Annotated in this window: 16 protein-coding genes; 9 read left to right on the top strand and 7 right to left on the bottom strand. The window is 33.2% G+C overall.

Annotation, left to right across the window (positions count from 1 at the left end; genetic code table 11):
* Position 1: 1 nt before the first annotated feature.
* Entirely contained in the window at positions 2-397 is a 396-nt protein-coding gene (locus tag C4S35_RS10205) for an ExbD/TolR family protein (RefSeq protein WP_104000068.1), read from the top strand.
* Positions 398-977: 580 nt separating this feature from the next.
* Here the strand turns inward: C4S35_RS10205 and C4S35_RS10195 are convergent.
* The 3 genes from C4S35_RS10195 to C4S35_RS10185 form a co-directional block, all read right to left on the bottom strand.
* The gene (locus C4S35_RS10195; RefSeq protein ID WP_104000066.1) at positions 978-1,886 is read right to left on the bottom strand and encodes a hypothetical protein; all 909 of its coding nucleotides are present in this window, start codon (positions 1,884-1,886) and stop codon (positions 978-980) included.
* Positions 1,887-2,079: 193 nt separating this feature from the next.
* Entirely contained in the window at positions 2,080-3,306 is a 1,227-nt protein-coding gene (locus C4S35_RS10190; protein ID WP_104000065.1) for a Glu/Leu/Phe/Val dehydrogenase dimerization domain-containing protein, read from the bottom strand.
* A gap of 67 nt (positions 3,307-3,373) precedes the next feature.
* Positions 3,374-4,444, bottom strand: a complete 1,071-nt coding sequence (locus tag C4S35_RS10185; RefSeq protein WP_104000064.1) for an anhydro-N-acetylmuramic acid kinase — start codon at positions 4,442-4,444, stop codon at positions 3,374-3,376.
* Between the two features lie 97 nt (positions 4,445-4,541).
* Here C4S35_RS10185 and C4S35_RS10180 point away from each other — a divergent pair, with 97 nt between their 5' ends.
* The 6 genes from C4S35_RS10180 (at position 4,542) to C4S35_RS10155 (ending at position 9,743) form a co-directional block, all read left to right on the top strand.
* Complete coding sequence (locus C4S35_RS10180) at positions 4,542-5,681, top strand: acyl-CoA dehydrogenase family protein (protein WP_104000063.1); 1,140 nt, start codon at positions 4,542-4,544, stop codon at positions 5,679-5,681.
* Between the two features lie 153 nt (positions 5,682-5,834).
* Positions 5,835-6,323, top strand: a complete 489-nt coding sequence (locus C4S35_RS10175) for a hypothetical protein (RefSeq protein ID WP_104000062.1) — start codon at positions 5,835-5,837, stop codon at positions 6,321-6,323.
* On the top strand, positions 6,311-7,021 hold the full coding sequence (locus tag C4S35_RS10170; RefSeq protein ID WP_104000061.1) for an NRDE family protein: 711 nt from the start codon (positions 6,311-6,313) through the stop codon (positions 7,019-7,021). Before C4S35_RS10175 ends, C4S35_RS10170 begins: the two co-directional genes overlap by 13 nt.
* A gap of 11 nt (positions 7,022-7,032) precedes the next feature.
* Complete coding sequence (locus tag C4S35_RS10165) at positions 7,033-8,067, top strand: D-alanine--D-alanine ligase (protein ID WP_104000060.1); 1,035 nt, start codon at positions 7,033-7,035, stop codon at positions 8,065-8,067.
* A 4-nt stretch (positions 8,068-8,071) separates the two neighbouring features.
* On the top strand, positions 8,072-8,725 hold the full coding sequence (locus C4S35_RS10160) for a hypothetical protein (RefSeq protein ID WP_104000059.1): 654 nt from the start codon (positions 8,072-8,074) through the stop codon (positions 8,723-8,725).
* Positions 8,726-8,765: 40 nt separating this feature from the next.
* On the top strand, positions 8,766-9,743 hold the full coding sequence (locus C4S35_RS10155) for a M28 family peptidase (RefSeq protein ID WP_104000095.1): 978 nt from the start codon (positions 8,766-8,768) through the stop codon (positions 9,741-9,743).
* 6 nt (positions 9,744-9,749) lie between these two features.
* On the opposite strand, the gene C4S35_RS10150 is transcribed toward C4S35_RS10155, so the two are convergent.
* Complete coding sequence (locus C4S35_RS10150; RefSeq protein ID WP_104000058.1) at positions 9,750-10,319, bottom strand: GNAT family N-acetyltransferase; 570 nt, start codon at positions 10,317-10,319, stop codon at positions 9,750-9,752.
* 131 nt (positions 10,320-10,450) lie between these two features.
* Between C4S35_RS10150 and C4S35_RS10145 the strand changes: the two genes are divergently transcribed.
* A complete protein-coding gene (locus C4S35_RS10145) occupies positions 10,451-11,128 on the top strand; it encodes an SDR family NAD(P)-dependent oxidoreductase (protein WP_104000094.1) in 678 nt (225 codons plus the stop codon).
* Positions 11,129-11,168: 40 nt separating this feature from the next.
* Positions 11,169-11,771, top strand: coding sequence for a SprT-like domain-containing protein (locus C4S35_RS10140; RefSeq protein WP_104000057.1), 603 nt, complete (start codon positions 11,169-11,171; stop codon positions 11,769-11,771).
* Positions 11,772-11,784: 13 nt separating this feature from the next.
* On the opposite strand, the gene C4S35_RS10135 is transcribed toward C4S35_RS10140, so the two are convergent.
* From C4S35_RS10135 to C4S35_RS10125, 3 genes are all read right to left on the bottom strand, one after another.
* Positions 11,785-12,546, bottom strand: coding sequence for an ABC transporter ATP-binding protein (locus tag C4S35_RS10135; RefSeq protein WP_104000056.1), 762 nt, complete (start codon positions 12,544-12,546; stop codon positions 11,785-11,787).
* A complete protein-coding gene (locus C4S35_RS10130; protein ID WP_104000055.1) occupies positions 12,546-13,292 on the bottom strand; it encodes an MlaE family ABC transporter permease in 747 nt (248 codons plus the stop codon). The genes C4S35_RS10135 and C4S35_RS10130 overlap by 1 nt, the downstream gene beginning before the upstream one ends.
* 69 nt (positions 13,293-13,361) lie before the next feature.
* A complete protein-coding gene (locus tag C4S35_RS10125; protein WP_104000054.1) occupies positions 13,362-14,210 on the bottom strand; it encodes a glycosyltransferase family 2 protein in 849 nt (282 codons plus the stop codon).
* Between the last annotated feature and the right edge of the window lie 38 nt (positions 14,211-14,248).

Genomic DNA, 14,248 nt, shown 5'->3' with positions numbered 1-14,248 from the left:
CATGTCTATAAAACGAAAAAGAAGATTTCATGCCGAAGTGGCTACTTCATCATTGAGCGATATCATGTTTTTCTTGTTGTTGTTTTTTCTAATTATATCCACTTTAGCGAATCCTAATGTTATAAAAATGACATTGCCAAAAGCAAAAGCTAACGAGAAAACGAATAAGCAATACATCAGTTTGTCCGTTACAGAAGACAAGAAATTCTACATCGACAAGCAACCTGTAACATTTGAGGAATTAGAAGCGACTTTAATGTCTAAAATGAATAGTCAAAAGGATCAAACCGTTGTTGTTAGAATCCCATTCAATTTACAAGTGCAAGACCTAGTTGATGTGTTGCAAATAGGAGTAAAAAATAATCTGAAGTTTGTGATTGCCACAAGTCCGAAATAAAAATGATTTCTAAAAAGAAATTTATAATATATTAGATAGGATTTTTAATCCTTCAAACTGTTTTGTAGGATTATTTATTTATGATATGAAACCTGATTCTAGTGTTTCAATTGCTCTAGTTTTAATAATTCCGATCTTATTTCTTTTAAATATTGTTGTTGCACCTGTTTTAAATTTTTTTAAAAAAGAAATTACAAAGTTGTTTTTTGTAAACTCAATAATTTCTCTAATAATATTTTATGTTATGTGGAGTTTGTGGTTTTTAGATTATCAAGAAAGAAATAATAAAGCGTATTATTTCAAAATTGCAAATAAAGATTTGGAAATTAGGTTATCAAATACATCAGATAATTTTTTGATTTCCGATTCCGAAAACATAAGTCGAATTTATGGGGGAAATATGAAACAAGGTCCGATACTACAATATTAGTCGACGGAAAAATAAAATTGGCACTTATAAATAACAAATTAATTGGTTTCCAGAATCATCTGAAGAAATTAAGCTGAGCGAAAATAAATAAAAAATGCCTCGATAATTTGAGGCATTTTTTTTATTTTAATTTCTTACGTTATGTAGCTTTTAATTCAAATTGAAATTGTACACTATTTTTCCAACTTGTTTTTCCGGAGCATCACTGCTGGCATCCCATTTCGTATTCATAGCAGCGATTTTTGCTTGTTCTAATAAACAATTTGCCGTATTGGTTGTTCCTTTTATTCCCGCAACTGCATTTATTGTTTTTCCATTTCTATCAACGGAAACTTCTACTACAACTTTGCCTTGTTCGTTACAAGTATATTTTGGAGCAGGTTTAGAAACCGCTTTTCTATTTCCTAATGAATAACCAGTACCGCCACCCGAACCACTTCCGGATCCTCCGCCACTTCCGGAACCATATCCGCTTCCAGTTCCTATCCCGTTTCCAGTGCCATTTCCTCCACCTGTTCCTCCACCGGAACCTCCAGTTCCATAATAGCCATTAGAACTTAAACTTCCGTTTGATTTCCCTTTATTTCCGGCTGCTTTGTCATCGCCATCACCACCTTTATTAGATCCTTTTAGAATACTGGATAAGGCGTCATTTGTATTACTGGAAACTTTAGGTTTTACTACAACTGGTTTTGTTATTTCTTTTACCGGTACGATGGTTTTTTTAGTCTTTTCTTTTTGAGGGATCACAACACTTTCTTCCGTTGTGTTTTCCTGTGATAGTATAGCTTCATCAGGAGTTGCTTTTACAGGAACTTGTTTGCTTTGGTTTTTTACTTGTAAAACTTCACTCTTATAATTCGCTCCTGAGCCTAAATCACTATCGCCAAAATTTACAGTAACTCCGCCACCACCGCCACCACCGCCACCACCAGCTAATTCCGCCATGTTGGCTGGAGGCCAAAAACGGATGAAAAACAAAATTAGCAGCAAAGTCGCATATAAAAGTAAAGATATTGCTAATGATTTCTTTTGATCTGAAGAAATGGTGGAACTCATCGGTATTTTAATATTTAAAAAGTGTATGAATAAAAAACGTTGAAATGTACTAAAAATTGCCAACAGAGAAAAGGTAATCCGTTGTTAAAATTAATAGTGCTATTTAAAGTAAAAAAAACTCGGATTAGACAGATATTGGAAATCTGTTTAATCCGAGTAATAATAAGTATTAAAATGGTAATGTTTCTATTTTTTAAGTCAATTGCTTCAATGCAATTTCAAAGGCAGTGGCACTAATATTTGTTTTTGATGGGTTCAAGTTATACGCTTTTTCAATCGCATTTCTTATCGTTGCCGATGTATCTTGAAAGATAGCTTCATCGGTCATTTGTACTTTCTTTTCCATAAAATAAGCAAATACTCTTGCCATACCACAGTTAGAAATAAAATCAGGAATTAAACTTACTTTGTGATCTACATTCTCCATAATTGGTCCAAAAAAGATTTCTTTATCTGCAAATGGTACATTGGCACCGCACGAAATTACTTCAAGACCATTGGCAATTAAACTGTCAATTTGAGATTGAGCAACTAAGCGGGAAGCAGCACAAGGAGTAAATATTTCAGCACCTATTGTCCATATTTTTTGATTGATTTCTTCAAAAGGAATTATATTCTCAGCAACAAGTTTGTTTCCGTCTTTGGCAAGGAATAATGCTTTTATTTCTTCAAAAGTAAAACCATCTTCGTTGATTAATCCACCGTCTCTATCAATGATACCAATTACTTTTGCTCCCATATCTGCTAAATAAAAAGCAGCGGCTGATCCTACATTTCCAAAACCTTGAACAATTGCTTTCTTACCTTTTACATCACCACCATAAATAGTATAATAATTACGAACTGCTTCGGCAACGCCAAAACCAGTAATCATATCGGCAATTGTATATTTTCTGGAAACATCTGGTGAGAATTTTGGGTTTTCAATTACTTTAACCACACCTTGACGCAACTGACCAATTCTATTAATTTTATCGGCTTCGGTAGGTTTAAAATGACCATTAAAAACACCTTCTTGAGGGTGCCAAACACCACATTCTTCCGTCATTGGAATCACTTCGTGAATTTCATCTACATTCAAATCACCGCCAGTTCCGTAATAACTTTTCAATAATGGAGATATCGCTTTGTACCAACGTTGTAAAACGCCTTTTTTTCTTGGATCATTTGGATCAAAATTAATTCCAGATTTAGCGCCACCAATGGCAGGTCCTGAAACCGAAAATTTTACTTCCATTGTTTTTGCCAATGACAAAACCTCATTCATATCCAATCCTTTTCTCATGCGAGTTCCACCGCCGGCGGCACCACCTCGAAGAGAGTTGATGACTGTCCATCCTTCAGCTTCAGTTTCAGGGTCTTTCCAGTTAAAAATGATTTCGGGTTCCTTATTTTCGAATTTCTTTAATAAATCTTTCATTTATTGCGATATGTTTAATTTGGACAAATATAAAAAATAGAATAATGCGAATTATGTATTTAAAAAATTATTTTTGGATATAGATATTTCCGGTACTGTGGTCCATTTTTGCTCCAGTTACGCTGCTCAAAACATTGATTTCTCCACGTAATTTCAATACACCAAGCAAAGCAAATATTAAAGCTTCTTTGAATTCCAATATTTTTTTTTCTGGAATTATAATTTTCATTTCCGGTAAATAATATTGAATTCTTGCTATAAGGAAATCATTGTAGGCACCACCACCAGTTATAAAAAAGTTTCCTTTTTTAGTAGGTAAAGCCGCTGCGATTTGTGTTGCGACATGTTCAGCAAAAGTTCTTAATTTGTCTGCCGTAGTAATTTTATAGCTTTCAATTATTGGTAAAACGGAATCTATAACAAATTCAATACCCAATGATTTTGGATGTTTTTTTTGGTAGAAATCCAAAACGTTTAGTTCATTCAGTAAATTTTCGTTGCAAATTCCGGTTCTTGAAATATTGCCTTTGTCATCGTAATCCAGTCCCAATTGGTTGGCATAAAAATTTAAAACAGTATTTACTGGCGAAATATCAAAAGCAATTCGTTTACCATTTTCTTCAAATGAGACATTTGAAAAACCACCTAAATTCATGCAATAATCGTATTCATAAAATAATATTCGGTCACCTATCGGAACCAAAGGTGCGCCTTGTCCTCCTAATTGAACATCCTGAACCCTAAAATCACAAACTACAGTTTGGTTAATCAAGGATGAGATTTCGGGCAAATTGCCAATTTGTAGTGTAAAACCTTTTTCCGGTTGGTGTAAAACGGTATGGCCATGCGAACAAACAGCATCGAGGTTTTCGATATTGTGGTTTTTAATGAAATTAGATATGGTAGTAGCAAGGAGTTGGGTGTATTTTTGGTTTAAATCATCCAATTCGTTTGTGGAGAAGTGCACGGCAGTTTTTAGACTATTAATCCAGTCTAAACTATAGCTAACGGTTTCACTTTCAATTATTTCAAAGGACCATTTTTCGTTCTCTATCTTAAATTGAATATGAGCTAAATCGACTCCGTCTAGTGATGTTCCTGACATTACTCCGATAACGTTATAGTATTCTGCTTTCATCCCCCAAATTTACGAATCAAAATTGATAAATTCACAAGAAAAAAGTATCTTTGCCTACTTTTTTTAAATAATTCACAACATTTTATTTTATATAATTATGGATTTTAATCTAACCGAAGAGCAGTTAATGATTCAACAAGCCGCTAGAGATTTTGCTCAAAACGAATTGCTGTCAGGAGTAATCGAAAGAGATGAATACTCTAAATTCCCAACAGAGCAAGTCAAAAAAATGGCAGAACTTGGTTTTTTAGGAATGATGGTCGATCCTAAATATGGTGGTTCAGGATTGGATAGTGTTTCTTATGTTTTAGCAATTACTGAAATTGCAAAAGTTGATGCCTCATCTGCAGTTATTATGTCAGTTAATAATTCATTGGTTTGTGCTGGAATAGAAAAGTATTGTAACGAAGAACAAAAAATGAAGTATTTAGTTCCTCTTGCTAAAGGAGAGATAATTGGAGCTTTTTGTCTGTCAGAACCAGAAGCTGGATCTGATGCGACTTCACAAAAAACTACCGCTGTTGACAAAGGCGATCATTACTTATTGAATGGCACCAAAAACTGGATTACTAATGGTTCGTCAGCATCTACTTACATCGTAATTGCACAAACAGACGTTGAGAAAGGACATAAAGGAATTAATGCCTTTATAGTTGAGAAAGGTTGGGACGGATTTGATATTGGACCAAAAGAAAAGAAAATGGGAATTCGTGGATCGGATACGCATTCTCTAATGTTTAGTGACGTTAAAGTACCTAAAGAAAACCGAATAGGAGAAGACGGATTTGGATTTAATTTTGCAATGAGTGTATTAAACGGTGGAAGAATAGGAATTGCTTCTCAAGCATTAGGAATTGCTACCGGTGCGTATGAATTAGCATTGAAATATTCTCAAGAACGTAAAGCTTTTGGAAAAGAAATTTTTAAACACCAAGCAATTGCTTTTAAATTAGCCGATATGGCAACTCAAATTATGGCAGCTAAAATGTTGTGTTTTAAAGCGGCCTCTGAAAAAGATTTAGGAATGGATATTTCTCAATCTGGAGCTATGGCAAAATTATTTGCTTCGCAAACCGCAATGGATACTACTATTGAAGCAGTTCAAATTCATGGAGGTAATGGTTATGTAGCTGAATATCATGTGGAACGAATGATGCGTGATGCAAAAATCACACAGATTTATGAAGGGACTTCAGAGATCCAACGTATTGTAATTTCAAGAACGCTAGTTTCTTAACTAAAATTTTATATATGTTAAAACCCTTTTCAATTTCGATTGAAAAGGGTTTTGTTTTTTAAATCGTTTTTTTAATACATTTACTTCTAATGTGACAAGGATTTTTCTTTTAAAAAAAGGGAATATAAAATTTGTTAAAATTAAAATTGTAATATGCTGATACCTTCAATAAATAATAGCTTAAATGAATTGATTCACTTGCTAAATCAGTTATCCCAAAAAGAGTACGTAAATCCATTCGCTGAATTGAGTAATGCTACTATCGGGGAGCACTCGAGGCACATTATAGAGATGTTTCAGTGTCTTCAAAATCAATATGATTTAGGGATTGTGAATTACGATAAAAGAAAACGTAATATATTAATTCAAACGGATATAAATTATGCGATTCATCAAATTTTGGAAATTAAAAATAATCTTGAAAAAGAGAATAAAAACATCGATTTACAACAAATTATTGATGGTGAGGAAATTAGAATTCAGAGTAATTATTTTAGAGAATTGTTATATAATTTAGAGCATTGTATTCATCATCAAGCACTGATAAAAGTAGTTATTTTGAAATTTGAAAATGTAAATATTGATGAAAATTTTGGAGTCGCCCGTTCTACAATCGAATATCGGAATCAATGTGCACAGTAAGTTTTGTAAATGTCAATGGTACCTTTATCATTACCTCAAATCGAGATGAAAAAACAATTAGACCTTCTGCAATACCACCCAGAGATTATAACATAAACGGTAAAAATGTCATTTTTCCAAAAGATCCAAAAGCCGGAGGAAGTTGGTTTGTTTTTGATGCAAATGGAACTGTTTTAGTTTTATTAAATGGTGCCGATGAAAAACACAAAGTTGAATTACCTTACAGAAAAAGTCGTGGTTTGATTGTTTTGGATATTATTAGTAGCTTTTCGCCAAAGGATTTCTGGGAAGAAATTGATTTGGAAAACATAGAACCTTTTACGTTGGTTTTATTCCAAAATATGGAACTATTTCAATTGCGATGGAATGGAATTCAGAAAGAAACTACGCCGTTAGACATTCATAAAAATCATGTTTGGTCGTCGTCTACTTTGTATTCGAAAGAAATTAGGGAAAAACGCTCCAATTGGTTTTATACTTTTTTAGAAACAAATTCTAGCATTTCACAAACAGAAATGCTTCACTTTCATAGATATACTGAACAGGAGAATCAAGAGAACGGATTGGTGATTAATCGAAATGACGAAATGAAAACCTTGAGCATCACTCAATCTGTAATCGAAAAAAATAAAGTCGCTATATTGCATTATGATTTGATTCATCAACAAGATTCTATGACCTCATTTATCACTATTTAAAATTTCCTCAATTGAAATTACTTTTTCATAAGATTACGCATTGGGAATATTGGCCTTTTCAGATTGTTTATATTCCAATTTATTTCCTTTGGGCATTTTATTCGCTTAAAGCAAAATCGATTTTTTTCTTCAACGCGGCTAATCCAACTATAAAAAATGGTGGATTTATCATGGAGTCTAAAAAAGCGATTTACGATTTAATTCCACAGCAATATTATCCAAAAACCGAATTCATAAAAGAAGGAACTTCACTAGAGGAAATAGAAGAAATTATTGAAGAGGCGGAAATAAAATATCCATTGATTGCAAAACCTGATATTGGTTTGCGTGGTTCCGGAGTCAAGAAAATTTACACTGTTGCCGACTTAAAAAGATACGCTGAAAAGGCAAATTTTGATTATGTAATTCAGGATTTAATTCCTTACGAAAATGAAGTTGGCATTTTTTACGTCCGTTATCCTGATGAAAAAGCAGGCAGAATAACAGGGATAGTTTCCAAAGAATTTCTGATTATTACAGGCGATGGATTTTCAACGATTGAAGAATTGATCAAAGAAAACCCGAGATACGAATTGCAATTGAAGGTATTGAAGCAAGAATATGGAAATAAATTATCAGATATTCTTCCAAAAAGAGAAAAACTAAACTTGGTTCCTTACGGAAATCATGCGCGTGGTGCGAAATTTATAGATGGAAGCCACTGGATAACTCCAAAATTGACTGAAACCGTAGATGAAATGTGTTTGCAAATTCCAGGTTTTTATTTTGGAAGATTGGATGTTATGTACAATACTTTGCAAGAATTAGAACAAGGAAAAAACTTTTCTATCGTTGAATTGAATGGTGCCGGAAGTGAACCTACACATATTTACGATCCTAAACATTCTTTGCTATTTGCGTGGAAAGAACTCGCCCGACATATTACTTTTATGTATGAAATAAGTGTGCGTAATCATAAAAAAGGAATTCCGTATTTGACACACAAAGAAGGGATGAAAGAATATCGTTTGCATTTAGAACAAAGTACCAGAATTGTAAATTTTTAATAGAATGAAAACTCTTAAAAATATCTTTGTAGGTTTTCTAGTAAGTTTTATTGGCTCAATTCCGCTTGGGTATTTGAATATTATTGGCTTCGAAATTTATTCGAAATTTGGAATAAATAGTTTGATTTCTTATTTGTTTGGCGTTATTTCTGTTGAGGTTTTTGTGATTTATTTTACTTTAATTTTTGCTAAAAAATTGGTTAATAATAAAAAACTCATGAAAGCAATTGACTATTTTGCTATTCTGTTTCTTTTTGTTTTAGCCTATTCTTTTTATGCACATTCTAATCAAACAACAACGAAACAGGATGATTTAGATAAATATGTTATGTATTCTCCTTATTTCATTGGTTTGTTTCTTAATTGTGTCAACTTCCTTCAATTCCCATTTTGGACGGGCTGGAATCTTTATTTAATGAATGGAAACTATATTACAGTCGAAAATAAACTGAAATATTATTATGTTGTTGGAACCGCATTAGGTACATTTTTAGGGATGTTAGCGTTGGTTTTAATTTTAAATAGTCTGTCCCAAAACACTACTTTTTTCTCCAAATACGCAATACCGGTAATTATTCCATTATTTTTCATAGTTTTAGCTTTTATTCAAATGTATAAAGTTTATAAAAAATATTTTAAACGTAATGATCAAATTTAGAAAGGTCCATTATCACTTAATGTACCGTAAATATCCAATTATGAAAAAAGTACTCCTATTAGTTCCGTTCGTTATTTTTGGTTGTAAACCAATTTCAAGCGTATTATCTGAATCATCAACCAAAAAAGTACAGGATCCGTTAGAGATTGCTTATCGAGTAAGAGAAAATGCGGTTGCTGAAACATTAAAATACCTTGCTTCAGATGAATTAAAAGGAAGAGAAACAGGAACTGAAGGAATGGTAAAAGCAGCCGATTATTTAGAACAGTTTTTCAAAGACAATAAGGTAAAACCGTATTTTAAAAGTTACAGAGATACTTTGTCTAATTTTAAAGAACCAGCTTACAATATTGTTGGTTTTTTAGAAGGAAATGATTCTGTTCTTAAAAATGAATTCGTAGTCATAAGTGGACATTACGATCATATAGGAATCGCCAAAGAAGGAGTGAACGGGGATTTTATAAATAATGGAGCTAATGATGATGCTTCCGGAACAACTGCGGTGGCTGAAATGGCCAAATATTTCAGTATTACGAAATCAAATAAAAGAAGTGTGCTTTTCGTATTCTTTGTTGGAGAAGAAAAGGGATTGTTAGGCTCTAAGCATTTAGCCAAAAAACTAAAAGCACAAAATTTTAATTTATATGCGCAGTTTAATATTGAGATGATTGGAGTGCCAATGAAACGAGATTATCTAGCTTATATTACTGGTTTTGACAAGTCGAATATGGCTAGTAAAATAAATGAGTACACAGGGAAGAAAACCATTGGTTTTCTTCCAAAAGAAGCGGAATATCAATTATTTTACAGATCAGATAATTATTCTTTTTACGATGTTTTCAAAGTTCCTTGTCAGTCAGTGAGTACTTTCGACTTTGAAAATTTCGATTATTATCACCATGTTTCTGATGAGTTTAAAGTCATGGATATTCCTCATATGACTTCATTTATTCAGGAATTGCTACCCGCCATAACGCAAATGACGAATTCCCCAACACAGGAGATTATTATGAATTAATGAATCTTAAGAGACAGGTTGATTCATATCGTATGCTAAAATAAAATAGTTGTTATTGTTGAAATGAAAATCAGCAATAATCGTCCATTTTAGTTTTTCGGTATGCGCTTTTGTAGATGGAATATTTGTTTTATTGATAAAGGTCAAAGCCAACGGGTATCGCTTTACAAGATGAATCCTCATGAATTCGAAAAGTGGAGTTATTAATCCTTTTCCGCGATATGCTTTATCAATACAAATGGGACCGTATTGAAAGCTATTGGTTGTAGTAATATCAAAATTTAAAAATGTAAGATTAGGAAATAGTGTAGTCATATGTTTGAAGATGGGCCATTGGTTAAAAAAATCCCAGCCGGCTGCAACAATATAAGCAATGATTTTATTGTTGTCTTTAGCAAGAAATAATCCTTGCTGGCCTATGACTTCAGTTAATTGAGGAATTGAAAAAGGGGTCGTCACAAATCCTGCAACTTTTTCTTCTTCGGATAAATTGGAGACCAGATAGAGCTCTTGTAGCGCCAATATTCCATCGATATCACTTAATTTTGCAACTTCTAATTCTATATTTTCAATCATTTTCTACAGATATAAATTCATTTATTCTCCAAAACAAAATTAAGGAAAATTATAGGAATCTTGATTTTTATATTATGAAGAATCCTTAGTGTAAAATGTTATTTTTTGACGTTTTTGCTTATTTTTGTCTTATGAAAAATATCATTGTAACCGGTACTAGTAGAGGAATAGGGTTCGAGTTGGCATTGCAGTTTGCCAATGCTGGCCATCAGGTTCTTGCCATTTCCAGAAAAACGCCACAAGAATTAATTGATAACGAAAATATCACTTGTCTTTCTGTTGATTTATCTGATGAATCTGAATTGGATAAAGTAGAATCTTTTCTTTCTTCATCTTGGAAAAGAGTAGATGCAATTGTTCATAATGCAGGAAGTTTATTGCTGAAATCATTTTCTGAGACAACGCAGGAAGATTTTGCAACTATTTATAAGGTAAATGTTTTTGGAGTTGCTAATTTGACACGTATTTGTTTACCTTATTTGATAAAAGGAAGTCATGTAGTTACTATAAGTTCTATCGGAGGGATTCAGGGGAGTTTAAAATTCGCCGGACTTTCAGCTTACAGTTCCAGTAAAGGAGCGGTAATTACCTTGTCAGAATTATTAGCCGAAGAGTATAAAGAGCGCGGAATTTCTTTCAATGTTTTGGCCTTAGGTTCCGTTCAAACGGAAATGTTAGCAGAAGCTTTTCCGGGCTATCAAGCACCAATATCTGCGAGTGAAATGGCGGATTATATTTTTAATTTTACGCTGACAGGGAATAAATATTTCAACGGAAAAGTATTGCAAGTGTCTTCTACTAATCCGTAAAAATTAAAGAAAAACGTATAATTCATAACTCATAATTATTTTGAGCGAAACACTTTCAAGATATATACCCGAACATGCTGTAAAACCCATTTTCGAACTAATTGTTGCCAATCAGGTGCATCTTAAGATTGTAAATGAAAGGCAAACGCGTCATGGCGATTATCGAAAAGGTTTAAGTGGAAAACACGAAATAACAGTAAATTCAAACCTTAATAAATACAAGTTTCTAATTACGCTGATTCATGAAATCTCACATTTGGTAGCGTTTGAAAAATTCGGACGAGATATTAAACCGCATGGTAACGAATGGAAATATTCATTTCAGCGGTTAATGATTCCTTATATTCGACCAGAAATTTTCCCTAATCACTTGTTGCCTTTGTTGGCGCGACATTTCAGAAATCCGACAGCCAGCAGCGATACAGATGCTACTTTAGCTTTGGCATTGAAACAATTTGACCAACAAAATGATAAAAACTATGTTTTTGAGATTCCTTATGGCAGTGTTTTTCGAATCCAAAACGGAAAGATTTTTAAGAAAATAGCTGTAAGAACCAAGCGTTTTGAATGTCTGGAAATAAGTTCGGGAAAAACGTATTTATTCAATCCTAATGCTGAGGTGGAGTTGTTGAAATCCAGTTAAATTGTTAAACGTTTTAGTCTTTCAAGTACGCTTCACGAACTTTTTTGAATAAATTAGAAGAATAAACAAAGTCAACTACCGCTTCATTATCGGTTCTGAAAATTTCTTCTTTCGTTCCTTCCCAAGCTTTTAAACCATCTTTTAGGAATAAAATATTCTCGCCAATTTCCATCACCGAGTTCATATCATGCGTATTGATAACGGTAGTGATATTGTACTCTTCAGTAATTTCTTTGATGAGGTTATCAATTAATATGGCGGTATTTGGATCTAAACCTGAATTAGGTTCGTCACAAAACAGATATTTTGGATTGTTTACAATTGCGCGGGCAATAGCAACCCGTTTTTGCATTCCTCCAGAAATTTCTGAAGGTAATTTTTTATGTGCATCGGTAAGATTTACCCTTTTTAATACAAAATCTACGCGTTCCTGAATTTTTTTATTATTGTCATGGGTAAACATTTTTAAGGGGAAACCTACGTTTTCCGCCACAGTCATAGAGTCAAACAACGCACTTCCCTGAAATACCATTCCGATTTCAGTTCGTAGTTCTCGTTTTTCATCAGCGTTTAAGTCGCAATATACTCTACCGTCAAATGAGATTGTTCCTGATTCTGGTTGATGAATACCAAGAAGACTTTTTAGCAACACCGTTTTACCTGATCCACTTTGTCCTATGATTAAATTTGTTTTACCAGTTTCAAAAACTGTCGAAACACCTTTAAGGATTTTAACGCCGGCAAATGATTTTTCTACGTTTTTTACTTCTATCATTACGTTAATAGTAATTGTGTTAATATATAATTCATCAAAATAATGGTCACTGACGTCCAAACAAAAGAAACAGTACTCGCTTTTCCTACTTCAAGTGCACCACCTTTCATGTAATAGCCGTGAAATGATGGAATTGTTGCTAAAAGTAAAGCAAAGATGAATGTTTTTATGAAAGCATAAGCAATATGAAAGGGTAGAAAATCTCTTTGAATTCCATCGACAAACTCTGCGCCACTCCCGAAGCCGCCATATACACTAGCAATATATCCCCCAAGAATACCTAGAAACATAGCGATGCCAATAAGAAACGGATATAATAACAATGCCATTATTTTAGGGAAAACAAGATAGTTTAGAGAATTAACTCCCATAACTTCCAATGCATCGATTTGTTCCGTTACTCTCATTGTGCCAATGCTTGAGGTAATAAAAGAACCCATTTTTCCTGCCATTACAATAGAAATAAAGGTGGGTGCAAACTCTAATATTATAGATTGTCTTGTTGCAAAACCAATTAGGTATTTTGGTATTAATGGATTGGTTAAGTTTAAGGCGGTTTGTATAGCAACAACTCCACCTACGAAGAAAGAAATAAAGGCTACAATACCTAAAGAACCAATTATTAAATCGTCGATTTCCTTAAAAATTAAATTTTTCATAACGGACCATTTGGTCTGTTTGTTGAAAATTTCTTTCAGCATTAAGCAGTATCTTCCTATCTGCGTTATATATCTTATGAGCATCATAGTTTTTGAAATATTGGCTAAATTACGAAAATACTTAGCAGTTAAAAGTTTTCGATGGGGGGTTTTTCGTTAGAAAAGTTTTTCTTTCATTTTCTGTAAACGATATTTTCTTATGTATTTTGCTTGTTCCTCAGTTACTAATAAGGGAGTTTTAGCCGATTTTGCTTTGACGAAACCTTTTATATAATCAAGAAAAAGCAATGGCTTCTTTTTCATCATAGCTAGCTTTGCCGAAGCAATCGATGTGATTAAAAATCCGTAACCTAAAGTATAAAACGCTTCGCCTTGTTTGTAACGAGCAGTTTTATTATAGTTTGCTCCAGTGGGTTTTAAGTGTTTTACTATCAATGAAGCATCAGTAACTACTTTCCAACCATAAAATTTCGACAATAATTCGTCAACGGTGTCCCAACCCATCGCCGGTTTTAAGTTTCCTATTTGTTGAAAACACGCTTTTCGATAAGCTTTAAAAGCACCACGAATATGATCTTTGTCTGTTAAGTTTTCAAGAATCCATTGACCGTTTTTTTCAATATAGGCAAATCCTCCAGCCATTCCTATTGTAGCATCTTTTTTAAAAATGTTTAAAACAGTTTCAAAGTAATTATTAGGTAAAATTAAGTCGGCATCCAGTTTTACGATAACATCATAATTCTCGTCTAATGTTTCGAAACCTTTGTGAAAAGCCTGAATGACTTTACTTCCCGGCAAATGAATCGCTTCGGAGGTTTTATTTACCAAAGTGATAAATGGATTTTCTTTGGCGAAAGCCATCACAATTTCGGCTGTCTTATCTGTGGAATTGTCATTGACAACGACTATTTTTTTTGGCAAAACACTTTGCGAAAGCAACGATTGCAAAGTTAAAGCAATAAATGCTTCTTCATTATGAGCCGGTATAACAATGTAGTAATTCATTTTTTCTTGAGGGACTAAGTTTCTAAGTTGCTGAGATT

Source organism: Flavobacterium urumqiense, from assembly GCF_900108015.1.
Lineage (GTDB): Bacteria > Bacteroidota > Bacteroidia > Flavobacteriales > Flavobacteriaceae > Flavobacterium > Flavobacterium urumqiense.
Note: the sequence above shows the minus strand (reverse complement) of the source record. Positions and strands in the feature narration are given on the sequence as shown.